Source organism: Massilia sp. 05N420 (assembly GCF_056397205.1).
In genome coordinates, this window is record NZ_JBFTMX010000006.1 from 130,379 (window position 1) to 152,706 (window position 22,328).

Consider the following 22,328-nt stretch of genomic DNA (forward strand, 5'->3'; position numbering starts at 1 on the left):
GACACGCGGCGCGTGAAATGTTGCCGTGCTCAGGCATTCATCCCTTACCCAGCAATACAAGCGATCCCTAGATGACGAGTTGCCAGCTTGTCTCGCACAGGACCAATGCCCGGATTTATCCCTCTTTTAGATTCCCTACTGCACTTATCTCCTCAAAGTTTCGAAAGAAAAAGGTACGCGACGCAATGAACTTGTRCGATGCACATTGCGCCGATCGTTCCTTTGCTGGCGATCTATCGTGTGTCCCGCCGCAGTCGGAATCGAGCAGAAGTGCCGCCCGTTGGTCATGCCAGCATTACAGCTTTTTATGTGAAGCCAAAGATGACAGATCCATTGCGTCGTTTGAAAGATCCCGTAATCAACGAAGACGGCAGCCTCAGTGTGCGCACTGTCCTGACGCCGACCAGTTTCAAGACGCGCGGCCTGGTGTACAAAGGTTCGAACAAGGTTGTTCCAGTCATATTTATTCCAGGAACGATGGGAACGAATCTGCGTGTCAGGCGCGATGTGAAGCTGCCGCCGGGTTACCCGCTCAAGCCGGGGGAGCCGGCCTGGCGGCCGCCGAACAATGATGCGGCTGCTTTGCTGTATGCGAACGAATGGAAGAAGCGAAGCCCGAGAGCACGCCAACTCCTCCTGCATCCAGACTATGTAGAAGTCGACGATACCGGCGACCTGGATATTCCTCACTGCCATCTCGAGCAGAGCGTCATGCGCGAGCGCGGCTGGGGCGAGATCTTCAATGGTTCGTACGGGAACCTGCTGTTCGAACTGCAGAGCCACCTTGAAATGACCTTTCGATTCGATGCGCTCAACCAGCGACACATCCGTACCCGCTGGAAGGAAGTCATGCAGGCCATGCAGAGCGAGCCGCTCCGGCGCTGGGGCGTGCGCTCGGTAGCGCCCCTGACGGAAAGCGAACTCGAAACATACGCCGGGTACCAGTACCCGATCTACGCCTGCGGCTACAACTGGCTCCAGTCCTGCGGCAAATCGGCCATGCGTCTCGAGCGGCGCATCGACGAGATCGTCAAATGGTGGCGAACCCGCAAGCACGAATGCGACAAGGTGATCCTGGTTACCCATTCCATGGGCGGCCTGGTCGGGCGTGCCTGCGCCAAGCGCATTCCGGACAAGATCCTGGGTGTGATCCACGGCGTCATGCCGGCCTTGGGCGCGCCCCTGGCTTACCGCCGCCTGGCCTGCGGCACGGAATGCGACAACCCGGCGAACGATACGCTCGACAACTACAAGGCGGGTAAATTCGCCGACATCGCCGGCAGGCGGCCCGAGGATACAACGCCTGTGTTGTCGGTTGCGCCGGGGGCTCTCGAGCTGTTGCCGAACAAGCTCTACCCGCGGCCCTGGCTGCATGTCCGGGTGGCCCGGACTCCCGCACCGAACGCGCGGCGCGAGGCGACCAACGATTGCCTGAGCCTGCCGAACGAATCGCAGCCGAATCCCTACGATCTGTATCGCGACATGGATTCATGGTACGGATTGATCAATCCTGCTCTCACTAACCCCGCTGATCTGTACCAAGACTTGTTTGGGGGAGTTGGAAAAAGAGTCCGTGACGCCATCGACACCGCAGAAAAATTTCACGACTGGCTGGCGGATTACTACCATCCCACAAGCTTTGCCTTTTACGGCGCGGACCAGGCTCATCCTGCATATGGCCAGATCCGCTGGGTGGCGCATGAGCCGTCCAACGGGCCACATGGGCCGGTAACGATGTCGAATATTCGAACGGCAAAATACCTGGGCCATGCGCCGGACGGCGCACGGACCGTACTGGTCGAAGGCAAACGCACCCTCACCTTCTCGGTCGAGCAACAGGAGTCGGCCGGTGACGACACGGTATCGCAACAGTCCGGCGCGGGCCCGGGCGGCAAGGTCAGGCAGTTGTTCGCCACCCAGGGCTACCGCCACCAGGAAAGCTACAAGCATCACGACGCTATCCTGCTGACCTGCTATTGCATCGCCAAAGTTGTCCAGGAACTCGGAGAGAATGGATAAAACGCGCAAGAAGACGCATCCATTGATCGGTGTCCTGGCGGCACTCTACGGGATTTATCTTCTTTACGGCATAGGGGCTGCAATGATGGACCGCTATTCGGTGGCAAAACTGACGCAACAGATGAAGACGGCCTGCATCGGCAGGTTCCTGATCGATCTGCCGCAGTCCATGGACTTTTCCTACGGCCGCGCATACATGAAAGGATTCTGGATTTCAGCCCAGGAGGAAACCCAACAGGAGTTTGAAGCACGGGTCTTGGCAAGACAAAAAGAAATAGAAGCCGAGCCAAACCAGCTCGGCCAGAAGAATCTGGAAGCCGCAGAGGATTATCAGAAAAATGGTTTTACCGGAAAGCTCTTCCGGTTCGGACGAAATTTGACGAAAGGCCAAGAAAACGGCAAACCGGTCGACTGGATCAACGTCAAACTGGAAGCCTATGTTCACGCCAAGGGAACGAGCTTCGACTTCATCGCCGATGATTACGATCCCAGTAAGATCGGCAACCTACCAATGCTTCTCGACCAGCTGAGGCTGGTACCGGCGAACGAAATACCCACTGCCGCCGGATTCTGCTTCGGCCCCGGCATCTTGCTGGACCCCTTACCAGCCGACTATACGGAAGGCGTGGTGATGTTTGCGGGCTTCAAGGATCATCCGGATCTAGCCTTGGCATTGAATACTCGCGCAGGAACAAAACCGGATAAGGAAGGACGCCTCGAGCGCGACACGGCTGTGGACGCGGAAATGCCTTTGTGGCAGAAGCCGCTCATGAATAAATTAAGGAAGGGCAAGCGAAGTATCAGCGGGATTGAAGGCGATGAAGTAGCGGAAAAATGGACAGAGCTGAATTTTGTACATACCTTCGGCTTCAACTGGGAAGTGAATGGCACAAGCGATAACGTCTTCGTCCCATTCATGCACCTCGAAATGTCGACCGGCCACCCCGTCAATGCAGGCGCCCGGCCCGTCATCAGCTTCCTGGGCGAAGAAGCCCTGATCCAGCTATGGGACAAGATCTCGTCCAGTATCCAGGTGCGTCCGACCAGTACCGCGCCGACGGCGAAACCTGAACAAGCACCCGGCTCCAAGCCGGGCAATACGGCATCTGCAGGAGACATTTGTCCCGAAACCGGCTGGTGGCAATGCAAGGATGGCAGAAAACGTGCTGAAGTGGCAGGAGGCCAGCGCCAGTTCCTGAAAAAAGGCCAACGCATGCCACAGGCGCTGCTGCTGCAACCACAGAAGCTGTGGGACAAGCTCCGCAGGGAACAGTCGAGCTACCAACTTGACCAGCCTACCTGCTGGACGCTCCTCGATCGAAGAAATCAGGCACGGGTAGTACCGGCAATCCAGCTGGCGGAGCCGGGGCTTTCAAAAGGAAGCATCCATGTGCCTGCCACAAGCCAAACCGCTCCCACGGCGCCGGTCGGGAACTTCGCCGCCACCGGCGCTCCCTGTCCGGCAAGCGGTTGGTGGCGTTGCGAGGATACAGAAGCGCTCGACGGCACCCGATGGTTCGCAAGGGACGAACTGCTRCCCCCTGCAAGCTTCCAGGTCGCGCGCTCCAGATTCCGGATAGGGGCGGCAGCCGCCGACGTATTCCAGCGCCGCAGCCGGTGGCAATTGGTAAGGCAAGCACCCGACCGCGGTAGCGAAGAGACCTCTTCATCATCTCGTCTTGAGGCCGGCAAGGTTCGAAGCAAGGGCCTTGGCAAGAACACGAGAAATTGAAGCGGAACCAAATAAGCTTGGCCAGAAGAATCTGGAAGCCGCAGAGGATTATCAAAAGAATGGCTTTATCGGAAAACTCTTCCGTTTCGGGCTCTCGTCGACAAAAGGCGAAGAAAATGGCAAGCCAGTCGACTGGATCAACGTAAAACTGGAAGCGTATGTCGATGCGGGCAAGGCCTCATAAACGTCATGCTCCCGCGCAGACTTTTACACCTCGCAGTTGCGTCTCCCTGACGATCCTGCCCAAGCGTATCCACGGGCCGTCCGGGGTCAGGCAACCCCGTTCATGCCGAACTCGCGGCATCCCGCCCGCTCGCGCAGGCGCGCCACATACGCTTCGATGGCCGGATAATCGGGACGTGCCATCGGCGTCATCAGCCAGCGGTTGGTGGACAGCCCCAGCACCACGTCGGCCAGCGTGAATTCCGGGCCGGCGGCAAAAGCGCCGGTCTTGTCGAGCTGGCGCTCGAGGATGCCCATGTGCCAGTGCCATTGCGCCACGCTGGCCTCGACCTGGGCCGCATCGGCGTGGGCCGGGCTGTTGCGCACCAGGGCCATGAAGGCGTAGCGCCAGGCGTTGTTGAGATCGGTCGCCTGCCAATCCATCCACTGCTCGACCCTGGCCCGCGCGGCTGGTTCCGCAGGCAGCAGCGACTCGTTCTTGCCGTAACGCCCGGCCAGGTAGCGGCAGATCGTGTTCGATTCCCACAGGACCAGGTCCGCATCGACGATCACTGGCACCATGGCATTCGGGTTCATGGCGAGGAATTCCGCCTGCTGGGTGGACTGGAAACCGCTGCCCCAGTCTTCGCGGATGAATGGAAGATCCAGTTCGGCGCAGGTCCACAAGACCTTGCGAACATTGATCGAGCTTGCCTTTCCCAGGACGCGCAATGTGTTCATTCTTCTATTTTACAGTGCGCTCAGCCGTAATTTTTGCTAGCATTCGAAGGTTTTCCGACCCTTCATCGCATGGCCACTGACAAAGAACTAAACGACTTCCTCGAGAGTGTCGAGCGGCGCGCCTTCAAGCAGGCTGCGTACGCGGTCCGCAAGGACGAGGCAGCGCTGGACATCGTTCAGGACGCCATGATCAAGCTGGCCGAAAAATACGGCGACAAGCCGCTGGCCGAACTGCCGATGCTGTTCCAGCGCATCCTGCAGAACACCATCCTCGATTATTTCCGCCGCGAGAAGGTCCGCAACACCTGGATCAGTCTGTTCGGAAGCCTCGGGCGGCGGGATGAGGACGATGAAGACTTTGATATACTCGCCTCTTACGAGGCCGAGGAAGGGACCGCCGCCGCCGAGTCGAGCGCGGACCAGGTCGAACGCGCCGAAACCCTGCGCCTGATCGACGAGGAGATACAAAAGCTCCCGGCGCGTCAACGGGAAGCCTTCCTCATGCGTTACTGGCAGGACATGGACGTGGCCGAAACGGCCGAAGCGATGGGGTGCTCCGAGGGCAGTGTAAAGACACATTGTTCTCGCGCCACGCATGCCCTGCAGAAAGCCCTGGGGGCCAAGGGAATTAAACTATGAACACCGACGACATCAACCTGGCGTACAAAATCCGCCATGCGCTGAACGAGAACCTCGATAACCTGCCGGCCTCGACCACCGATCGGCTGGCGGCTGCACGCGCCCTTGCCCTGTCGCGCAAGAAGGCCGACGCGCAGGCGCCGGTTCGCGGCCAGCAGAAGCGTCCGCTGTTCGATGTCCGCTCGCTGTTCTCGATGCAATGGGTGGCGCGCGCCGCCGTGGTCGCCCCGCTGCTGGCGATGGTTGCCGGCATGGTCGGCGTCTACCACGTCGAGCGCGAGCAGCGCGTGGCCGAGCTGGCGGACCTGGACGCCGCCGTGCTGTCCGACGACCTGCCGCTCACCGCCTACACCGACCACGGCTTCAACGCCTACCTGGCCCAGCAACAGCAGCAAGCGCCGCAACGCGCACAGTAAGGCCCAGCTTTGATGACGGCAAACAAGGGTAAAGTCGCTGCCGCCGGCGCCGCCGCCGCATTCGCCGCCATCGTGCTGCTGTTCAGCCATCAGCACGAACTGTTCGGCACGCCGGACGCGGGCAACGCCACGCCTGCTGGCGCCGCCGCCGATGCCACCGCCCATCCCGCCAAGCCCGGGACTGTCAACGCCCGCAAGACCGGCGACAAGCCGCTGTGGCGCTCGCTGACCCCGGCCCAGCAGGTGGCATTGCAGCCGCTGCAGGGAGAATGGGACCAGATGGACGGCGTGCGCAAGCAGAAATGGCTGCAGCTGGCCAACCGCTTTGCCAGCATGAAACCGGAAGAACAGCAGCGCGTACATGATCGCATGCGCGAATGGGCCAAGCTCACGCCCGCCCAGCGCGAACTGGCGCGCGAAACCTATGCGCGTGCGCGCAAGATCGCGCCGGAACAGAAAACCGCGAGCTGGGAAAGCTACCAGCAACTGCCCGACGACCAGAAGAAGAAACTGGCCGCCTCGGCCGCCGGCCGCAAGTCGACCTCGGTGGTGCCGAGCCAGACCAGCGGCAAGGCCGTGGCGCCGCTCGGCCAGGGCGCGACCTCCTGTCCTGCCGGGACCGTCAAGAACAACGTGTCCGCGACCCCGCCCTGCGTGGCGGTGCCGGCGACGCCGCTGCAGCCGGTGCCCGCGCCGGCGACGCCGCAACCGGCCCAGCCCGCCCAGCCGGTCAATCCGCCCCAGCAGGAAAAGCCGGTGCCGGCCAACTGGGGCATTACTCCGAACAACGCCTGAGTCCAGCTTCGAGCCCGATCCGATGAGCGACACCGCCAGCAGCACCCCGACCGTCAAGCGCCGCCTGATCGTCATGGTCTACGAGACCTTCCTCCTGCTGGCCGTCGAGATGCTGGCCGTCGCCCTCTACCTGCTCGTCACGCGCAACAGCCACGCGCCGCTGGCCCAGCACGGCCTCAAGCTCTTCCTTTTCCTGGTGACCGGCGCCTACTTCGTCTGGTGCTGGACCGACAGCGGCCATACGCTGGCGATGAAGACCTGGCGCCTGCGCCTCACCAGCGACGGCCAGGCCCGCGTGCCGCTGCGCACAGCCGTGCTGCGCTACCTGCTGGCCTGGGGCTGGTTCCTGCCGGCGCTGATGGTCTGCGCCGCCTTCGGCCTGCACGGCAAGACCGAAATCTCGGCCGCGATCGCCGTCGGCGTCGTCGCCTGGGGCCTCACGGCCTTCCTCGACAAGGACCGCCAGTTCCTGCACGACCGCCTGGCCGGCACCCGCCTGGTGCAGCTGCCGAAAGCGAACGCCAAGCCGGCCGCCGATGCGGCCCAGGCCGCGGGCGCTTAAAACTTCTCGCTATCCTTGAGGTAACGCCACTGCCCCAGCGGCAGGCTGCTGAGCGCCACGCGGCCGATGCGCAGGCGGCGCAGGGCCGTCACCTGCAGGCCGACTTCCCCGCACAACGCCTCGATCTGGCCCGGGACGATGCCCTTGCCGGCGAAGCGCAGCCGCGCCTCGCTCTGCCAGCTGGCCTTGATCGGCGCGTTCGGGCGGCCGCCCCGGTTCAGGCGCGCCAGGCCATCCTCGGCGATGGCGCCGGTGACCTCGGCCACGTATTCCTGCTCGATGCGGTCGCCGTCCTCGCCCAGCTTGCGCAGCACGCGCCAGTCCTGGCTGAACACGACCAGGCCGCTCGCCATGGCTTCCAGCGGCATCGCCGGCGTCAGCTTGGTGAGGTGGCGCTTGAGCACCCGCTGGCCCTTCCCGGCGTCGAACACGGTGTCCAGCTGCAGGGAATCGAGCGCCGCCTTGCCGTGCAGGCCGGCCGGCTTGTGCAGCAGGATGGTGACCGGCGGCGGCTCGACCGGCGTCGCGCCCGGCAGCAGCACGACCTGCTGGGCGGGCGTCACGCGCGTGGCCGGGTCGTCGACCGTTTCACCGTCGACGCTGACCCAGCCGCCGGCGATGTAGCGCTCGGCTTCCCCGCGCGAGCAGGGAAGGATTTCGGCCACGCGCTTGGCGAGGCGGATGCCGTCTTCGGTCATTGGAAGTAGTCCTTGAACGCGGCGATGGTCTTTTGCACGTCCTCTTTGCTGATGTCCAGGTGGGTCACCAGGCGAGTGTGGGTGCCGATCGAGGCGCGGATGCCTTGCCTGGCCAGGTGCTCGCGCAGCCCGGCCACGGCGGCTTCCGGAATCTCGACGTAGAAGATATTGGTTTGCGGCGTGGTGACACGCAGCTGTTCGATCCCGGCCAGGCCGCTCGAGAGGTCGGCGGCATTCTGGTGGTCGTCCGCCAGGCGCTCGACGTTGTGCTCGAGCGCGTACTGGCCCGCGGCGGCGATCACGCCGGCCTGGCGCATGCCGCCGCCCAGCATCTTGCGCCAGCGCTTGCCCTGCTCGATGAAGGTCTTGGGGCCCAGCAGCACCGAACCGACCGGCGCGCCGAGTCCCTTCGACAGGCAGACCGAGACGGTGTCGAAGCCTTCGACGGCTGCGCGCAGGCTGATGCCGTTCTTGACGGCGGCGTTGCAGACGCGGGCGCCGTCCAGGTGGGTGGCCAGGCCCTTGTCGTGGGCCAGCCTGGTTGCGGCGAGCACGTAATCCTGGGGCAGCACGCGGCCGCCGATGGTGTTCTCGAGCGCCAGCAGGCGCGTGCGCGCAAAGTGCATGTCGTCCGGCTTGATGTAGGCCGCGATGTCGGACAAGGCGATCGAACCGTCCGGCTGGTTGGCGATCGGCTGCGGCTGGATACTGCCCAGCACCGCGGCGCCGCCGCCTTCGTACTTGTAGGTGTGCGCTTCCTGGCCGACCAGGTATTCGTCGCCGCGGCCGCAGTGGGTCATCAGCGCGATCAGGTTGGTCTGGGTGCCGGAGGCCGCGAACAGGCCGGCCTCGTAGCCGAACAGCTCGGCCGCGAAGTCCTGCAGGCGGTTGACGGTCGGGTCGTCGGCATACACGTCGTCGCCGACGGCGGCGGCAGCCATTGCGGCCCGCATCGCGCTGGATGGTTGGGTGACGGTGTCGCTGCGCAGGTCGATCCAGTGTTCGTGTCGGTCGCTCATGAGTCTCTGGCTATCAGTCGTTGGTGGAGACGGCGGGTTCGCCGGTATAGAAGCGCTGGGCCATCTCTTCCAGGCCCACTTCGGCCAGCACCTGCTGCAGGCGCTCGGCGGGCCGCTTGCGCGGCAGGTTTTTATACGTGGCGACGATCAGCTCGTTCTTCATCGAGTGCTCCCAGCCCACCAGTTCCGTCACCGTCACCTGGTAGCCGTGCGCCTCCAGCTGCAGGCAGCGCAGCACGTTGGTGATCTGGCTGCCGAATTCGCGGGTGTGGATCGGGTGGCGCCAGATCTCGGTCAGCGCGCTGCGGCCCAGGTCCTTGCCCTTGTTCTTGCGCAGCACGGATGCCACTTCGGCCTGGCAGCAGGGCACCAGCACGATGTGCTTCGCCTTCTTCTTCAAGGCGAAGTCGATCGCGTCGTCGGTCGCGGTATTACAGGCGTGCAGCGCGGTGACCACGTCGATGGCCGCGGGCAGCTTGCTCGAGTCGGTCGACTCGGCCACCGACAGGTTCAGGAAGGACATGCCCTCGAACTGGAGTCTCGCCGCCAGCTCGGTCGATTTCTGCACCAGCTCTTCGCGGGTTTCGATGCCGTAGATGTGGCCGCCCTCGCCCGCCGCCTTGTTTTTAAAGAGAAGGTCGTACAGGATGAAGCCGAGGTAGGATTTGCCGGCGCCATGGTCGACCAGGCTCACGCCGTGCTTGCCATCCAACTGAGCGCCCTGCTTTTCCAGTACGTCGCCGACCAGCGGCTCGATGAACTGGACCAGGTGGTAGACCTGCTTGAGCTTGCGGCGGCTGTCCTGATTCAGCTTGCCGTCGCGAGTGAGGATGTGCAGCTCCTTGAGCAGCTCGATCGACTGCCCGGGCTTGACCTCGGGGAGGAGTTCATAAACCGACTGCGCGGCCGGCGCCGGCTTCTTCGGGGCGCCTTCTTTTTTAGCTTGCTTCATCTATCCAGGCCGTTTGTATGGCTTCCAGCACGCGCTCGCCGCCGCGCGCGCGGTCGTCGTCGAAGCCTTCCAGCCCGACGACCCAGTTGTGCAGATCCACGAAGCGCACCGTGCGCGGGTCGACGTCCGGGTAGGTCTCGTACAAGGCCTCGGCGATGGCGGTGACGTCGGTCCACTTCATGGCAATCTCCAGTTCAGGCGATCAGTGATTCTCTGCGGCGTGATTGATCGTGTATTTCGGGATCTCGACCACCAGGTCCTCATCGGCGATGATGGCCTGGCAGGACAGGCGCGAGTTCGGCTCCAGGCCCCAGGCCTTGTCCAGCATGTCCTCTTCCTTTTCTTCCTGCTCGTTCAGCGAGTCGAAGCCTTCGCGCACGATCACGTGGCAGGTGGTGCAGGCGCACACGCGGTCGCAGGCGTGCTCGATCTCGATGTCGTTTTCGAGCAGCGTGTCGCAGATCGACTTGCCGCTCTGGCCTTCGAGCACGGCGCCTTCGGGGCAGAAGACGGGATGGGGGAGGATGACGATTTGTGGCACTTCTTTTACCTCGTTTGTTTTATTGCTTGACGTGGGCACGGGGTGCCCACGATCCATCACACCTGATCCAGCGATTTACCGGCCAGCACCTTGCGCACACTCTTGTCCATGCGCCGCGCCGCGAATTCCTCGGTGCCGTGGGCCAGCGCCTGTACGGCGTCGTGCAGCTTGTGCTGGCGCTCGTCCACGCCGAGCGCCTCGTCGGCCGAGCGGGCCAGCGCGTCGCGCACGCCCTGCTCCAGGGTCGCCACCGCGGCGCGTTCCTCGTCGTTCAGCAGGTCGGCGTCGGCGTCCAGCGCCGACTGCGTGGCCAGCAGGATGCGCTCGGCCTCGACCTGTTCTTCGCGCAGCGCGCGCGCCACCATGTCGACTTGCGCCGAGTTGTACGAATCCTGCAGCATGCGCGCGACTTCGTCGTCACCCAGGCCGTAGGACGGCTTGACGGTGATGTGCGCCTCGACGCCCGAGCGGGTCTCGCGCGCCGACACCGACAGCAGGCCGTCCGCATCGACCTGGTAGGTCACGCGGATGCGCGCCGCGCCGGCCGCCATCGGCGGAATGCCGCGCAGCTCGAAGCGCGCCAGCGAACGGGTATCCGGCACCAGCTCGCGCTCGCCCTGCACCACGTGCACGGCGAGGGCCGTCTGGCCGTCCTTGAAGGTCGTGAACTCCTGGGCGCGGGCGCAGGGAATCGTCGAGTTGCGCGGGATGATCTTCTCGACCAGGCCGCCCATGGTCTCGATGCCCAGCGACAGCGGGATCACGTCCAGCAGCAGCCAGTCGTCGCCCGCCGCGCGGTTGCCGGCCAGCAGATTGGCCTGGATCGCGGCGCCCAGCGCCACCACCTTGTCCGGGTCGATGTTCGCGTGCGGGATGGTCTTGAAGAAGTCGCCCACCGCGCGGCGCACGTGCGGCATGCGGGTCGCGCCGCCCACCATCACGACGCCGTCGACGTCTTCGACGCTGACGTTCGCATCGCGCATGGCCTTGCGCACCGCGTTCATGGTCTTGGCGATCAGCGGCTGGGTGATCTCGGCAAAGGTCCTGGCGCTCACCAGTACCTGCACGATCTCGCCCGACTTCAGGATCGCCTCGACAGTCGTCTCTTCGTTGGTCGACAACAGTTCCTTGGCCTGGCGCGCCTTGACCATCAGGGTCGCCGTGTCTTCGTCGGACAGCGGCGCGAGTCCGGCCTGCTGGGTGATGTGGCAGAACAGGCGCTGGTCGAAATCGTCGCCGCCCAGGGCCGAATCGCCGCCGGTCGACAGCACTTCGAACACGCCTTTCGAGAGCTTGAGGATCGAGATGTCGAAGGTGCCGCCGCCCAGGTCGTAGACCGCGAACACGCCTTCCTTGCCGTGGTCCAGGCCATAGGCGATGGCGGCCGCGGTCGGCTCGGACAGCAGGCGCAGCACGTTCAGGCCGGCCAGCTGGGCCGCATCCTTGGTCGCCTGGCGCTGGGCGTCGTCGAAGTAGGCCGGCACGGTGATCACGGCGCCGACCAGTTCGTCGCCGAGGGCGTCTTCGGCGGTCTGGCGCAGGGTCGCCAGGATCTGTGCCGAGACTTCCACCGGGCTTTTCACGCCGGCCACGGTCTTGACCTGCACCATACCAGGAGCATCGACGAAGTCATACGGCAGGTTCTCGACGTGCGCGATGTCCTTCAGGCCGCGGCCCATGAAGCGCTTCACGGAGACGATGGTGTTCTTCGGATCGGTGGTGCGGGCCGCCATCGCTTTGTAGCCGATGTTGGCGTGGCCGTTCGGCAGGTAGCGAACGATCGATGGCAGCAGCGCGCGGCCGTCTTCGTCGCTCAGCACTTCGGGAATGCTGGAGCGGACGGTCGCGACGAGGGAGTTGGTGGTGCCCAGGTCGATGCCCACCGCCAGCCGATGCTGGTGCGGTGCGGTCGACATGCCGGGTTCGGAAATCTGCAGTAGTGCCATGGTCGTGTTACCTGTTTGTTTTTATGTACCGCGCTGCGCTGGCCTGCCGGGCCACTTGGTGTGGCGCTTCGTGCCCACGTTATGATTCGAGCGCTTCGAACGCGTAATGCAATTCGTCGGCGAATTTATCGAGGAACATCAGCGCGCGCACGCCCTGCGCGGCCTGGCCGTAGTCGCCGGCGTCGAGCAGCTTGCCGACCTGGGCCAGCCGGCTCTTCTTCTCGCTGCGTACCTGGGCGTCCAGTTCGTCCAGCGCCTCGGCATCCTTGCTTGCTCTCGCATCGCCGAGGGCCTCGCGCAGTTCCATCTGCTGCATCAGGAAGTCCATCGGCATCGCCGTGTTGGACTCGGTCTGCAGGTCGACGCCGTTCAGCTCGCACAGGTAGCGCGCGCGCAGCATCGGCTTGCGCAGGGTCTGGTAGGCCTCGTTGGCGCGGGTCGCCCACTGCATCGCGACGCGCTTCTCGGCGTCGCTGGCGTTGACGAATCGGTCCGGGTGGACCCGGCCCTGGATTTCGCGGTAGGCCGCATCCAGGGCGTCCATGTCGACGTCGAACCTGGCCGGGAGTTGGAACAGCTCGAAGTGGTTCTGCATCGYGGGTCTGCTTGCCTCAGATGCGGAAGGATTCGCCGCAGCCGCAGTTGTCCTTGACGTTCGGGTTGTTGAAGCGGAAGCCTTCGTTCAGGCCTTCGCGCGCGAAGTCCAGTTCGGTGCCGTCGATATAGGGCAGGCTCTTCGGATCGACGAAGACCCTCACGCCGTGCGATTCGAAGATATTGTCTTCGTCCGCCGGCTCGTCGACGTACTCCAGCTTGTAGGCCAGGCCGGAGCAGCCGGTCGTGCGCACACCGAAACGCAAGCCGACACCCTTGCCCCGGCGTTCGAGGTAACGGTTGATGTGCTTCGCGGCTTTTTCGGTCAGGGTGATTGCCATCAGTATTCTCCAGCTTGAATTACGTTTGCTGCTTCGGCAGGGTGGGCACGGCGCGCCCACCCTACGGATTTACGCCTGTTCGGTAGCGTGCTTGTGCTTGTAATCGGCCACGGCGGCCTTGATCGCATCCTCTGCCAGGATCGAGCAGTGGATCTTCACCGGCGGCAGCGCCAGTTCTTCGGCGATCTGGGTGTTCTTGATGGACAGCGCCTCGTCCAGCGACTTGCCCTTCACCCATTCGGTCACCAGCGAGCTCGAAGCGATCGCCGAACCGCAGCCGTAGGTCTTGAACTTCGCGTCTTCGATCACGCCGGCTTCGTTGACCTTGATCTGCAGCTTCATCACGTCGCCGCAGGCCGGGGCGCCGACCATGCCGGTGCCGACGTCGTCGGAGTTCTTGTCGAACGAGCCGACGTTGCGCGGGTTTTCGTAGTGGTCGAGGACTTTGTCGGAATATGCCATGTCAGTGCTCCTTGTATTCGTATGCGGTGATTAGTGTGCGGCCCATTGGATCGAATTCAGGTCGATCCCGTCCTTGTGCATTTCCCACAGCGGCGACAGTTCGCGCAGCTTGCCGACTTTCGACTTCAGCAGGTTGACCGCGAAGTCGATGTCTTCCTCGGTCGTGAAGCGGCCGATGGTGAAGCGGATCGAGCTGTGCGCCAGTTCGTCGCTGCGGCCCAGGGCGCGCAGCACGTAGGACGGCTCCAGCGAGGCCGAGGTGCAGGCCGAACCCGACGACACGGCGAGATCCTTGACCGCCATGATCAGCGACTCGCCTTCGACGAAGTTGAACGAGACGTTCAGGTTGTGCGGCACGCGGTGTTCCATGTCGCCGTTGATGTAGACCTCTTCGATCTCCATCAGGCCCTTGGCCAGGCGGTCGCGCAGCGCCTTCACTTTCACGATCTCCGCATCCATCTCTTCCTTGGCGATGCGGAAGGCTTCGCCCATACCCACGATCTGGTGGGTCGGCAGGGTGCCCGAACGCAGGCCGCGCTCGTGGCCGCCGCCGTGCATCTGCGCTTCCAGGCGCACGCGCGGCTTGCGACGGACATACAGGGCGCCCACGCCTTTCGGGCCGTAGGTCTTGTGCGCGGTGAAGGTCATCAGGTCGACCTTCAGGTCTTCCAGGTTGATGTGGACCTTGCCGGTGGCCTGGGCGGCGTCGCAGTGGAAGATCACGCCCTTCTTGCGGCACAGTTCGCCGATTTCCTTGATCGGCTGGATCACGCCGATCTCGTTATTCACCAGCATGACGGAGACCAGGATGGTGTCCGGGCGGATCGCCGCTTCCAGCTGTTCCAGCGAGACCAGGCCGTTGTCCTGCGGCTCCAGGTAGGTCGCCTCGAAGCCGACGCGCTCCAGTTCGCGCACGGTGTCGAGCACCGACTTGTGCTCGGTCTTCACGGTGATGATGTGCTTGCCCTTCGTTTTATAGAAGTTSGCGGCRCCCTTSAKGGCCAGGTTGTTCGAYTCGGTYGCRCCCGASGTCCASAYGATCTCGCGCGGATCGGCGCCGACCAGGGCGGCGACATTGGCGCGCGCTTCCTCGACCGCCGCCTCGGCGCTCCAGCCGTAGGCGTGGCTGCGCGAGGCCGGATTGCCGAACTGCTCGCGCAGGAAGGGAATCATGGCGTCGGCGACGCGTGGATCGATCGGCGTGGTCGCCGAATAGTCCATGTAGATCGGGAAATGCGGTGCAGTCTGGAAGCTCTGCTCGATTTTTTTGTCCAGGGGCGCGTTCATCAGTTCACTCCAATATGCTTTGCTTCGGTGTTGTCCGGCGACGCGTGGCGGTGCATCACCACCACGTTCTGTTCCTTCGATTCTTTTTGTTTCTGCTGCTCGACCAGGTCATGCAGGGTGACCGAATCGAGGTAATCGACCATCTTCGCGTTCAGCGTGGCCCAGAGTTCATGGGTCATGCAGCGCGTGCCGCTGGCGGCATCGGCGCCGTGGCAGTTTTCCTTGCCGCCGCACTGGGTCGCATCGAGCGGCTCGTCGACGGCGATGATGATGTCGGCCACGGTCACCTTGTCGGCGCTGCGCGCCAGGCTGTAGCCGCCGCCCGGGCCGCGCACCGACTCGACGATCTCGTGCCGGCGCAGCTTGCCGAACAGCTGCTCCAGATAGGACAGCGAAATGGCCTGGCGCTGGCTGATGCCCGACAGCGTGACGGGACCATTGCCCTGGCGCAGGGCAAGATCGATCATCGCGGTAACAGCAAAACGGCCTTTGGTGGTCAGACGCATCACAACCCCGGGTTGGTATCCAAACAGTGTTAAAATCTTGCTTCTCTTCAACGCCTCAAGTTCCTTTCCCGCATTAGCAAGAATAAAACCTGATTAGTTGATTGAATTAGTCAAGTATAGCGCATTCGGCAGCCTTTGTCTTGGCGGCCCCAAAACCACCACACTCCCAAAATTCGGGGTCAGAGCACTTTTCCCGACAAAAGCTCACCGGCAATCRCCCCCCGTGTCCCCGGCACTTCCGCGCCGATACCGGCGCAATCGCGCAATGACGGTTCCAGAGAACATTTGATCGAAAAAGTGCTCTGACCCCGAATTAGGGACGCAGCAGTTGCATCGGGCCGAACAGCTTGTGCATGCCTTCGTGGCCGATGAAGCTCAGGTTGTAGGGGTGTTCGGCGTGGATCTGGGGGAAGCCTTCGGTTTCCGGTACTTTCTTCAGTTGCTCGGCGATCTTGCCCCACAGGACCAGGGTCGGCTTCGGCTCGCACTGCCCGAGCGCGGCGAAGACGGCGCGCTGGAACGGTAGCCAGGCGCGGGCGTCGACCACCGGGGCGACGTGCTTGCGGAATACCAGCGAAGCGTTCAGCAGCAGGAAGCCCCGCGCGACCAACTTGTCCTGCAGCGCCGGCAGCGTCTGGATGAAAGCGCCTTCGCGGGCCGCTTTGGCGATCGGCGCCAGGGCCGCGCCGCCGGTGTCGGCCATGCTCAGCTGGCCGTCGGCCACCAGCAGCATCTTCATGAAGTTGCGCAGCGAGGTCGCGCGGTTGACCGGCTTCGACAGGCCCGTGTCCGACCACAGCTCGCCCACCGCGCCGTCCATGAAGCACACGCCGGTCGCGCTCTCGGGGCGCGGGTACGGTCCCTCGCCCACCAGCACGTAGCGCACCTGCGCCAGCGGCAGGGAAAAGGCCGCGAACAGCCGCCCGCCGGTCGGCAGGTAGTCGTCGGCGGCGAGCGCCGGCAGATAGGCCGGGTCGAGCGCCATCATGGCGCGCAGGCCGGCTTCCAGGTGCGGCCGCCACGAGGGGTCGGCAAGGTCGAGGGCATCGAGGATGGGCGCGGGGATCGCGGTATTCGGCATGGCTGGGCACGGCAAGCTGAAAAGGGCTCAGATTGTAGCTTTTTACGGGCCGTTCCGCGCGTCAACCTGGCGTCCGGGTTTCGCAAATCGGTGCATCATCGGCAGCATTTCGCAACCCAGGGAGCCCCCCATGCAAACGATCCAGGATGTGATGACCCGCGACGTGCAAAGCATCTCGCCGCAGGAAACGATACAGCGCGCCGCCCAGATGATGGATGAACTGAACGTCGGTTCGATCCCGGTGCTCGACGGCCAGAAGCTGGTCGGCATGATCACCGACCGCGACATCACCGTGCGCGCCACCGCCGCCGGCCAGGCGCCGGGCAGCACCCGCGTCGGCGACGTGATGAGCACCGACGTGCGCACCTGCTCGCCGCACCAGACCGTCGACGAAGTGCTCGGCCAGATGGGCGACGTGCAGATCCGCCGCGTGCCGGTGGTCGACCAGGCCTCGCATGAGGTGGTCGGGATCGTGTCGTTGGGGGATATGGCGACCAAGCACTCGGCCGGCGTCGACCACGCCCTGGAAGAGGTATCGAAGCCGTCGAGACCGGACCGCTCGACGGCCGGATCGCAGACCCGGCACTGAGCCGTCAATCGCCGGCCGGCGCGGGATTACTCCGCGTCCGGCTGGTTCGAAGGATGCGCCGCCACGAAGGCGGGAATCTGCACGCACAGCGCGTTGATGCGCGAGATGTTCGGATAGATCGAGACGTCGATACCGTGGCGCTGCGCATTGAAGACCTGCGGCACCAGGAAGCAGTCGGCGATGGTCGGCTTGTGGCCATGGCACAGCGGACCGGCGCTGGGGTCGCGCGCCAGGTGCTTTTCGAGCACCTCGAGGCCGCCGACCAGCCAGTGACGGTACCACTCCGCCTTCTTCTCTTCCGTCACGCCGAGATCGTGCACCAGGTAGCGCAGCACGCGCAGGTTGTTCACGGGATGGATGTCGCAGGCGATGATCTGGGCCAGCTCGCGCACGCGGGCGCGCTCGGTGGCGTCCTTCGGCATGATCGGCATCTTCGGATGGGCATCTTCGAGGTACTCGAGGATGGCCATCGATTGCGTCAGCGTGATGTAGTCGTCCTGAAAAGCCGGCACCAGGCCGCTCGGATTGATGGCGCGGTACTGCTCCTGCAGCTGTTCGCCGCCGCCGCGCAGCAGATGCACCGGGATAGCATCGTACTGGAGCCCCTTCAGATTCAGCGCGATACGCACCCTGTAGGCGGCCGAGCTGCGAAAATAGGTATAGAGCTTCATTCCTTCCTCCCGTGATAGTGGGCGACCTCCTGGTCGATCGCCCCGAAAATGCTCGCGCCGGCCGCATCCTGCATTTCGATGCGGACCGTGTCGCCGTAGCGCAGGAACGGCGTCTGGGGCGCGCCCTGTTCGATCGTTTCATACATGCGCAGCTCGGCCAGGCAGCAGTAGCCGACGCCGCCGTTGGCGATGCTCGAGCCGTGCAGGCCGCCCTGCTTGTTCGACACCGTGCCGGAGCCGATGATGCTGCCGGCCGCCAGCTCGCGCGTCCTGGCGGCATGCGCGACCAGCTGGGCGAAGCTGAAGGTCATGTCCTCGCCCGCGTTCGGGCGGCCGAAGGGCTGGCCGTTCAGGGTCACCAGCAGCGGCAGGCAGAGCTTGCTGTCGCGCCAGGCCTCGCCCAGCTCGTCCGGCGTCACGGCCACCGGCGAGAAGGCGCTGGCCGGCTTCGACTGGAAGAAGCCGAAGCCCTTCTCCAGCTCCTTCGGGATCAGGTTGCGCAGCGAGACGTCGTTCACCAGCATCACCAGGCGGATCGCCTGCGCAGCCTGTTCCGGGCTCGCACCCATCGGCACGTCGCCGGTGACGACCGCCACTTCCGCTTCCAGGTCGACGCCCCAGTCCTCGGACAGCACCGCGATCGGGTCGCAGGGGCCGACGAAGGAATCCGAACCGCCCTGGTACATCAGCGGATCGTTGTAGAAGGACGGCGGCACCTCGGCGCCGCGGGCCTTGCGCACCAGCTCGACGTGGTTGATGTAGGCCGAGCCGTCGGCCCACTGGTAGGCGCGCGGCAGCGGCGAGGCGCATTCCTCTTCCAGGAAGGAGACGGCGTCCTGGGCCGTGCCCTCGTTCAGCTCTTGGTACACCCGCTGCAGTTGCGGCGCGACGCGGTCCCAGTCGTCCAGCGCGGCCTGCAGGGTGGGCGCGATGCCGGGGACGGCCTGGCAGGTGACGAGGTCACGGCTGACGACGACGAGAGTGCCGTCGCGGCCGCCGGTTTTCAGAGTGGCAAATTTCATGAGATTCCTCAGCGACAAATATTGCCGTAATTAAAAATGAAAACGTACTATCATACAAACAATATTTTTCAGCCTATTTATCGGACTATCTGATGAATCCCACCCTGCGCCAGATGCGCGCCTTCGTCGCTGTGGCCAAGACTGGTAACTTTACGCTTGCTGCTCAATACATGCACGTGACACAGTCAGCTTTGTCCGGTTTGATCAAAGAACTAGAACAAACACTTGGCGCGAGGGTGATTGATCGCAGTACGCGTCGAATCGCACTGACGGAAATGGGCAAGGAGCTCTACCCCCTATTCAGCCAGATGATCGACGATCTCGACCGTGCGCTTGCTAACGTTGCGGATCATACACAACTCAGGAAGGGTATCGTCCGAGTCGCGGCGCCCCAGCTGATGGCATGTACCCTGTTGCCCCAGGCCATCGCCGCCTGGCGAGTGCGCCACCCCGAAATCAAGGTCAGCCTGGCCGACAGCGGGGTCGAGCAGGTCGGCGCGCGGGTGCTGTCCGGCGAGGTCGACTGCGGCATCGGTCCCGAGCGCGACGACACCCCGGAACTCGAAGCGCGGCCGCTGCTCGAGATGCCTTTCGAAGCCGTGCTGCCGCCCGGCCATCCGCTCGAGAGCCGCGGGCAGCTGACCTGGAACGACCTGGCCGGCCACCCCTTCATCTCGCTGCGCGGCCAGTTCACCGAGCGCCTGCTGGCCGACATGGGCGGGTCCCTGCGCGAAGCGACCCTGAAACCCGAGCACGAGGTGACCTTCATGACGACCGCGCTGGCGATGGTGGCGGCCGGCCTCGGCGTGACGATCTGCATGCCTTATGCGTCGGCCCTGGTGCGGCGCCACGGCCTGCTGACCCGGCCGCTGGCCGAGCCGGTGCTGACACGCCGCTTCTTCATCTATACACGCGGACAGCGCTCGCTGTCGCCGGCGGCCGAGGCCTTCGTCGCCTTCTTCCTCGATTACGTCGGCAAGGGCTTGCCCCGGTAAGCGCTAGAATGGCGGGATGTCCCATAACACCATCGACATCAACCGGACCATGAAGCGCTTCGACAGCCACGCCAAGGTGTGGCTGTTCGGCTACGGCTCCCTGATCTTCAAGGCCGACTTCCCCTTCCTCGAACGCCGTCCGGCCCACATCGCCGGCTGGACCAGGCGCTTCTGGCAAGGCTCGCACGACCACCGCGGCACCGAGACGGCGCCCGGGCGCGTGGTGACCCTGGTGCCGGAAGCCGGCGCGCTCTGCCACGGCATGGCCTACCTGGTCACGCCCGAGGAATTCGCCCACCTCGACTACCGCGAAAAGAACGGCTACCTGCGCCTCGCCACCGACATCCATTTCGAGGACGGCGGCTCGGCCGAGGGCCTGGTCTACATCGCCACCCACGAGAACGCGGCCTACCTGGGTCCGGCCAGCGAGCGCGAGATCGCGCGCCAGATCGCCGGCGCCCGCGGACCGAGCGGACCGAACAGCGAGTACCTGCTGGAGCTGGCCAGGGCCCTGCGCGAACTGGGCAAGCCCGACGAACACGTGTTCGAGATCGAGCGCCACCTGGTAGCGTTCCACGGCTGATCCTGCGCCCCGATTCCGGCGCCTGTGGTCTAATCGCCGCATGCAACCAGCACCGACACGGCCGCCGTCAAGCGACGAACTCGACGAGGACACCCTCGCCTTCGTGCGCCGGGTATTCGGCTTCGCCCGCGCAGGCGAGGCCGCGGAACTCGCCACCCTGCTGGGCCAGGGCCTGCCGCCGAACCTGCGCAACGAACGCGGCGACAGCCTCTTGATGCTGGCCTGCTACCACGGCCACCACGATGCCGCGAAAGTCCTGCTGGACCACGGCGCCGATCCGGACCTCATGAACGATGCCGGCCAGGCCCCGCTGCACGGCGCCGCTTTCAAGGGAGATCTGCGGATCGCCACCCTGCTGCTCGGCCATGGCGCCCAGGTTGACGCCGCCGGCCCGAACGGCAAGACGGCGCTGATGTTCGCCGCCATGTTCAACCGCGCCGACATCGCCCGGCTGCTGCTGGCGCGCGGCGCCGATCCCTTCCGGCTGGATGCCGACGGCAATTCCATGCTCGACGCGGCGCGCAGGATGGGGGCCGCCGACACCATGGAGCTGATGGCCGCAAGCACCAATGAAAGATAATCAGGCCGAAGGCATCGGACAGATACGATCACGCCCGCCCTGCTTGGCCTCGTACAGCATGGCGTCCGCGCGCAGGAACAGCGCGTTCTCCGTCTGGCAGGCCGGATAGGCGGCCATCCCGCCGCTGAAGGAAAAGCGCCGCACGTCGCCCGAACGCACTTCGAAAGGCAGCAGACCGAAGGCCTGGCGCATCGCATTCAGCCGGTGCCAGCCGCGCTCCAGTGTGCAATCCCAGAACACGATCACGAATTCCTCGCCGCCGAAACGGCTGAGCAGGTCGCGCTCGCCCAGGTGGGATGCCAGGCAGACCGCCAGGCGCTTGATGACGATGTCGCCAAAATAATGGCCCCAGCTATCGTTGATGGTCTTGAACTTGTCGATGTCGATCACGCCGAAGGCCAGCGGACACTCCTCGCGCGCCGCCTGGCGGATCAGTTCCTGGGCCTTCTTCTGCAGGCCGACCTTGTTCAGCAGGCCGGTCGCGCGGTCCTTGGCAATCAGGTCCTTGCTGATGCGGATCTTGCTGGCCCGGTTGACCAGCTGGGCGCACAGCAGGCCGGGGTCGCCGGCCGGCAGCACCGCGTCGAAGCCGTTCGCCAGGGCGCGCTGCATCAGGGCGGCGTCCGGCTGGCGCTGCAGCAGCACGATCTCGCGCACCGGGTCGGCTTCGATGTTTTTCTTGAGTACGCGCGCCAGGGAATCGGTGCGCGCGAACTCGGCATCGCTGATCAGCACCAGGTCGGGCTGCAGCTCGCGCACCCGCAGGTGCAGGGTCTGGGCCTGGTCGTGCGGGATCAGCTCGATGCGCGCCTGGCGCAGGCAATCGTCGTCGAATCCGCCGGCTTCTCCCAGGTGGAGCAGGCGTACCAGCTCGCCGCGCTTTTGCTGGACGAAGAGATTGAACAGCTTGTCGACCAGTACGTCGTTGGCGATCGGCTTTTCGGCATAGGCCAGGCAGTGGGAGTCGACCAGTTTCTGCTGCAGCAGGTAGCGCCCGCCCTGGCGCGAGCTCTGCAGGTAGACGTATTCGCGCCCCGGCGGCAGGCGCTGCAGCAGCTCGCCCAGCATCAGGGTCTTGCGGCTGTCCTGCATGTCGGCCTGCATATTGTGCAGGGCATCGAGATCGATCACGAACAGGCCGTTGCCGGCATCGCCCTCCACCGCCGCCACGAACTCGCTGACTTCGCTGAAGAAAGCCATGTCGAAGTCATATTTGTGGGCGTGGAGCCGCAACTCGGCAGCGTTGTCCTTGATGAAGAAACTCTGCGACAACAACAGCGCACGGTATTTGTAGAGCGGGACGTTGCTTGGCATGGGACCTGGTCTGTGTATCGGAATGCATCAGCAACACAAACATACAAGGATCCTGAGAAAAATTGTATAAAAAGGGAAACT

Annotated in this window: 27 protein-coding genes; 11 read left to right on the forward strand and 16 right to left on the reverse strand. The window is 64.1% G+C overall.

All coding sequences use genetic code 11. The annotated features are described in order from the left end of the window. Positions 1–198: 198 nt before the first annotated feature. The 3 genes from AC1DIX_RS05415 to AC1DIX_RS05425 are packed head-to-tail and all read left to right on the forward strand — an operon-like array spanning position 199 to position 3,935. Positions 199–2,019, forward strand: a complete 1,821-nt coding sequence (locus AC1DIX_RS05415; RefSeq protein WP_477322566.1) for an esterase/lipase family protein — start codon at positions 199–201, stop codon at positions 2,017–2,019. Next, positions 2,012–3,751 (forward strand): T6SS immunity protein Tli4 family protein, encoded by a 1,740-nt coding sequence (locus AC1DIX_RS05420; RefSeq protein WP_477322568.1) that lies wholly within the window; start codon positions 2,012–2,014, stop codon positions 3,749–3,751. Before AC1DIX_RS05415 ends, AC1DIX_RS05420 begins: the two co-directional genes overlap by 8 nt. Continuing rightward, a complete protein-coding gene (locus AC1DIX_RS05425) occupies positions 3,729–3,935 on the forward strand; it encodes a hypothetical protein (RefSeq protein WP_477250978.1) in 207 nt (68 codons plus the stop codon). Before AC1DIX_RS05420 ends, AC1DIX_RS05425 begins: the two co-directional genes overlap by 23 nt. Positions 3,936–4,021: 86 nt before the next feature. On the opposite strand, the gene AC1DIX_RS05430 is transcribed toward AC1DIX_RS05425, so the two are convergent. Then, positions 4,022–4,654 (reverse strand): glutathione S-transferase family protein, encoded by a 633-nt coding sequence (locus AC1DIX_RS05430; RefSeq protein WP_477322570.1) that lies wholly within the window; start codon positions 4,652–4,654, stop codon positions 4,022–4,024. Positions 4,655–4,723: 69 nt separating this feature from the next. On the opposite strand from AC1DIX_RS05430, the gene AC1DIX_RS05435 reads away from it, so the two are divergent. The 4 genes from AC1DIX_RS05435 to AC1DIX_RS05450 are packed head-to-tail and all read left to right on the forward strand — an operon-like array spanning position 4,724 to position 7,066. Then, positions 4,724–5,293: an RNA polymerase sigma factor gene (locus AC1DIX_RS05435; RefSeq protein WP_442121821.1), complete on the forward strand. Its 570-nt coding sequence runs from the start codon at positions 4,724–4,726 to the stop codon at positions 5,291–5,293. Then, positions 5,290–5,709: a DUF3619 family protein gene (locus tag AC1DIX_RS05440; protein ID WP_442121822.1), complete on the forward strand. Its 420-nt coding sequence runs from the start codon at positions 5,290–5,292 to the stop codon at positions 5,707–5,709. The genes AC1DIX_RS05435 and AC1DIX_RS05440 overlap by 4 nt, the downstream gene beginning before the upstream one ends. Before the next feature lie 12 nt (positions 5,710–5,721). Next, on the forward strand, positions 5,722–6,504 hold the full coding sequence (locus AC1DIX_RS05445) for a DUF3106 domain-containing protein (protein ID WP_477322572.1): 783 nt from the start codon (positions 5,722–5,724) through the stop codon (positions 6,502–6,504). Positions 6,505–6,526: 22 nt separating this feature from the next. Beyond that, positions 6,527–7,066, forward strand: a complete 540-nt coding sequence (locus AC1DIX_RS05450; protein ID WP_477322574.1) for an RDD family protein — start codon at positions 6,527–6,529, stop codon at positions 7,064–7,066. Here the strand turns inward: AC1DIX_RS05450 and AC1DIX_RS05455 are convergent. The 12 genes from AC1DIX_RS05455 to AC1DIX_RS05510 form a co-directional block, all read right to left on the reverse strand. Further along, a complete protein-coding gene (locus AC1DIX_RS05455) occupies positions 7,063–7,764 on the reverse strand; it encodes an RNA pseudouridine synthase (RefSeq protein ID WP_477322576.1) in 702 nt (233 codons plus the stop codon). The genes AC1DIX_RS05450 and AC1DIX_RS05455 overlap by 4 nt on opposite strands. Then, positions 7,761–8,783 (reverse strand): low-specificity L-threonine aldolase, encoded by a 1,023-nt coding sequence (gene ltaE, locus AC1DIX_RS05460; RefSeq protein ID WP_477322579.1) that lies wholly within the window; start codon positions 8,781–8,783, stop codon positions 7,761–7,763. Before ltaE ends, AC1DIX_RS05455 begins: the two co-directional genes overlap by 4 nt. Positions 8,784–8,796: 13 nt before the next feature. Beyond that, on the reverse strand, positions 8,797–9,735 hold the full coding sequence (locus AC1DIX_RS05465) for a class I SAM-dependent methyltransferase (protein ID WP_477322581.1): 939 nt from the start codon (positions 9,733–9,735) through the stop codon (positions 8,797–8,799). Continuing rightward, on the reverse strand, positions 9,722–9,916 hold the full coding sequence (iscX, locus tag AC1DIX_RS05470; protein ID WP_477322584.1) for a Fe-S cluster assembly protein IscX: 195 nt from the start codon (positions 9,914–9,916) through the stop codon (positions 9,722–9,724). The genes AC1DIX_RS05465 and iscX overlap by 14 nt, the downstream gene beginning before the upstream one ends. Before the next feature lie 21 nt (positions 9,917–9,937). After that, entirely contained in the window at positions 9,938–10,276 is a 339-nt protein-coding gene (fdx, locus tag AC1DIX_RS05475; RefSeq protein WP_166858900.1) for an ISC system 2Fe-2S type ferredoxin, read from the reverse strand. A 56-nt stretch (positions 10,277–10,332) separates the two neighbouring features. Beyond that, a complete protein-coding gene (gene hscA, locus AC1DIX_RS05480) occupies positions 10,333–12,222 on the reverse strand; it encodes a Fe-S protein assembly chaperone HscA (RefSeq protein ID WP_477322588.1) in 1,890 nt (629 codons plus the stop codon). 79 nt (positions 12,223–12,301) lie between these two features. Further along, the gene (hscB, locus tag AC1DIX_RS05485) at positions 12,302–12,817 is read right to left on the reverse strand and encodes a Fe-S protein assembly co-chaperone HscB (protein WP_477322593.1); all 516 of its coding nucleotides are present in this window, start codon (positions 12,815–12,817) and stop codon (positions 12,302–12,304) included. Positions 12,818–12,833: 16 nt separating this feature from the next. Beyond that, a complete protein-coding gene (gene iscA, locus AC1DIX_RS05490; protein WP_442121831.1) occupies positions 12,834–13,157 on the reverse strand; it encodes an iron-sulfur cluster assembly protein IscA in 324 nt (107 codons plus the stop codon). A gap of 69 nt (positions 13,158–13,226) precedes the next feature. Beyond that, positions 13,227–13,619 (reverse strand): Fe-S cluster assembly scaffold IscU, encoded by a 393-nt coding sequence (gene iscU, locus AC1DIX_RS05495; protein ID WP_060567023.1) that lies wholly within the window; start codon positions 13,617–13,619, stop codon positions 13,227–13,229. A gap of 30 nt (positions 13,620–13,649) precedes the next feature. Next, complete coding sequence (locus tag AC1DIX_RS05500) at positions 13,650–14,906, reverse strand: IscS subfamily cysteine desulfurase (RefSeq protein ID WP_477322597.1); 1,257 nt, start codon at positions 14,904–14,906, stop codon at positions 13,650–13,652. Beyond that, positions 14,906–15,412 carry a Fe-S cluster assembly transcriptional regulator IscR gene (gene iscR, locus AC1DIX_RS05505; RefSeq protein ID WP_442121833.1) on the reverse strand — a complete coding sequence of 169 codons (507 nt, stop codon included), beginning with the start codon at positions 15,410–15,412 and terminating at the stop codon, positions 14,906–14,908. The genes AC1DIX_RS05500 and iscR overlap by 1 nt, the downstream gene beginning before the upstream one ends. A 313-nt stretch (positions 15,413–15,725) precedes the next feature. Then, positions 15,726–16,493, reverse strand: coding sequence for a uracil-DNA glycosylase family protein (locus AC1DIX_RS05510; protein WP_477322599.1), 768 nt, complete (start codon positions 16,491–16,493; stop codon positions 15,726–15,728). A 130-nt stretch (positions 16,494–16,623) separates the two neighbouring features. Here AC1DIX_RS05510 and AC1DIX_RS05515 point away from each other — a divergent pair, with 130 nt between their 5' ends. After that, positions 16,624–17,082 (forward strand): CBS domain-containing protein, encoded by a 459-nt coding sequence (locus AC1DIX_RS05515; protein ID WP_442121835.1) that lies wholly within the window; start codon positions 16,624–16,626, stop codon positions 17,080–17,082. A gap of 26 nt (positions 17,083–17,108) precedes the next feature. Here the strand turns inward: AC1DIX_RS05515 and maiA are convergent, their stop codons facing one another. Both maiA and AC1DIX_RS05525 read right to left on the reverse strand, forming a co-directional pair. Further along, positions 17,109–17,753 carry a maleylacetoacetate isomerase gene (maiA, locus tag AC1DIX_RS05520; RefSeq protein WP_442121836.1) on the reverse strand — a complete coding sequence of 215 codons (645 nt, stop codon included), beginning with the start codon at positions 17,751–17,753 and terminating at the stop codon, positions 17,109–17,111. Beyond that, complete coding sequence (locus AC1DIX_RS05525; protein ID WP_477322601.1) at positions 17,750–18,775, reverse strand: fumarylacetoacetate hydrolase family protein; 1,026 nt, start codon at positions 18,773–18,775, stop codon at positions 17,750–17,752. Before AC1DIX_RS05525 ends, maiA begins: the two co-directional genes overlap by 4 nt. A gap of 113 nt (positions 18,776–18,888) precedes the next feature. Between AC1DIX_RS05525 and AC1DIX_RS05530 the strand changes: the two genes are divergently transcribed. The 3 genes from AC1DIX_RS05530 to AC1DIX_RS05540 are packed head-to-tail and all read left to right on the forward strand — an operon-like array spanning position 18,889 to position 20,933. Beyond that, positions 18,889–19,770 carry a LysR family transcriptional regulator gene (locus AC1DIX_RS05530; RefSeq protein ID WP_477322661.1) on the forward strand — a complete coding sequence of 294 codons (882 nt, stop codon included), beginning with the start codon at positions 18,889–18,891 and terminating at the stop codon, positions 19,768–19,770. 16 nt (positions 19,771–19,786) lie between these two features. Then, on the forward strand, positions 19,787–20,353 hold the full coding sequence (locus AC1DIX_RS05535; RefSeq protein ID WP_442121838.1) for a gamma-glutamylcyclotransferase: 567 nt from the start codon (positions 19,787–19,789) through the stop codon (positions 20,351–20,353). Positions 20,354–20,393: 40 nt separating this feature from the next. Beyond that, on the forward strand, positions 20,394–20,933 hold the full coding sequence (locus AC1DIX_RS05540) for an ankyrin repeat domain-containing protein (protein ID WP_477322604.1): 540 nt from the start codon (positions 20,394–20,396) through the stop codon (positions 20,931–20,933). Here AC1DIX_RS05540 and AC1DIX_RS05545 read toward each other — a convergent pair whose 3' ends face one another. Next, the gene (locus AC1DIX_RS05545; protein ID WP_477322606.1) at positions 20,934–22,247 is read right to left on the reverse strand and encodes a GGDEF domain-containing protein; all 1,314 of its coding nucleotides are present in this window, start codon (positions 22,245–22,247) and stop codon (positions 20,934–20,936) included. Between the last annotated feature and the right edge of the window lie 81 nt (positions 22,248–22,328).

What these genes read in the sequence shown, in the direction of transcription:
- AC1DIX_RS05415 (WP_477322566.1), top strand. Translation starts at nt 199, where the DNA reads ATGCACATTGCGCCGATCGTTCCTTTGCTGGCGATCTATCGTGTGTCC.
- AC1DIX_RS05430 (WP_477322570.1), bottom strand. Translation starts at nt 4,654, where the DNA reads ATGAACACATTGCGCGTCCTGGGAAAGGCAAGCTCGATCAATGTTCGC.
- AC1DIX_RS05435 (WP_442121821.1), top strand. Translation starts at nt 4,724, where the DNA reads ATGGCCACTGACAAAGAACTAAACGACTTCCTCGAGAGTGTCGAGCGG.
- AC1DIX_RS05440 (WP_442121822.1), top strand. Translation starts at nt 5,290, where the DNA reads ATGAACACCGACGACATCAACCTGGCGTACAAAATCCGCCATGCGCTG.
- AC1DIX_RS05445 (WP_477322572.1), top strand. Translation starts at nt 5,722, where the DNA reads ATGACGGCAAACAAGGGTAAAGTCGCTGCCGCCGGCGCCGCCGCCGCA.
- AC1DIX_RS05450 (WP_477322574.1), top strand. Translation starts at nt 6,527, where the DNA reads ATGAGCGACACCGCCAGCAGCACCCCGACCGTCAAGCGCCGCCTGATC.
- AC1DIX_RS05455 (WP_477322576.1), bottom strand. Translation starts at nt 7,764, where the DNA reads ATGACCGAAGACGGCATCCGCCTCGCCAAGCGCGTGGCCGAAATCCTT.
- ltaE (WP_477322579.1), bottom strand. Translation starts at nt 8,783, where the DNA reads ATGAGCGACCGACACGAACACTGGATCGACCTGCGCAGCGACACCGTC.
- AC1DIX_RS05465 (WP_477322581.1), bottom strand. Translation starts at nt 9,735, where the DNA reads ATGAAGCAAGCTAAAAAAGAAGGCGCCCCGAAGAAGCCGGCGCCGGCC.
- iscX (WP_477322584.1), bottom strand. Translation starts at nt 9,916, where the DNA reads ATGAAGTGGACCGACGTCACCGCCATCGCCGAGGCCTTGTACGAGACC.
- hscA (WP_477322588.1), bottom strand. Translation starts at nt 12,222, where the DNA reads ATGGCACTACTGCAGATTTCCGAACCCGGCATGTCGACCGCACCGCAC.
- hscB (WP_477322593.1), bottom strand. Translation starts at nt 12,817, where the DNA reads ATGCAGAACCACTTCGAGCTGTTCCAACTCCCGGCCAGGTTCGACGTC.
- iscA (WP_442121831.1), bottom strand. Translation starts at nt 13,157, where the DNA reads ATGGCAATCACCCTGACCGAAAAAGCCGCGAAGCACATCAACCGTTAC.
- iscU (WP_060567023.1), bottom strand. Translation starts at nt 13,619, where the DNA reads ATGGCATATTCCGACAAAGTCCTCGACCACTACGAAAACCCGCGCAAC.
- iscR (WP_442121833.1), bottom strand. Translation starts at nt 15,412, where the DNA reads ATGCGTCTGACCACCAAAGGCCGTTTTGCTGTTACCGCGATGATCGAT.
- AC1DIX_RS05510 (WP_477322599.1), bottom strand. Translation starts at nt 16,493, where the DNA reads ATGCCGAATACCGCGATCCCCGCGCCCATCCTCGATGCCCTCGACCTT.
- AC1DIX_RS05515 (WP_442121835.1), top strand. Translation starts at nt 16,624, where the DNA reads ATGCAAACGATCCAGGATGTGATGACCCGCGACGTGCAAAGCATCTCG.
- maiA (WP_442121836.1), bottom strand. Translation starts at nt 17,753, where the DNA reads ATGAAGCTCTATACCTATTTTCGCAGCTCGGCCGCCTACAGGGTGCGT.
- AC1DIX_RS05525 (WP_477322601.1), bottom strand. Translation starts at nt 18,775, where the DNA reads ATGAAATTTGCCACTCTGAAAACCGGCGGCCGCGACGGCACTCTCGTC.
- AC1DIX_RS05530 (WP_477322661.1), top strand. Translation starts at nt 18,889, where the DNA reads ATGCGCGCCTTCGTCGCTGTGGCCAAGACTGGTAACTTTACGCTTGCT.
- AC1DIX_RS05535 (WP_442121838.1), top strand. Translation starts at nt 19,787, where the DNA reads ATGTCCCATAACACCATCGACATCAACCGGACCATGAAGCGCTTCGAC.
- AC1DIX_RS05540 (WP_477322604.1), top strand. Translation starts at nt 20,394, where the DNA reads ATGCAACCAGCACCGACACGGCCGCCGTCAAGCGACGAACTCGACGAG.
- AC1DIX_RS05545 (WP_477322606.1), bottom strand. Translation starts at nt 22,247, where the DNA reads ATGCCAAGCAACGTCCCGCTCTACAAATACCGTGCGCTGTTGTTGTCG.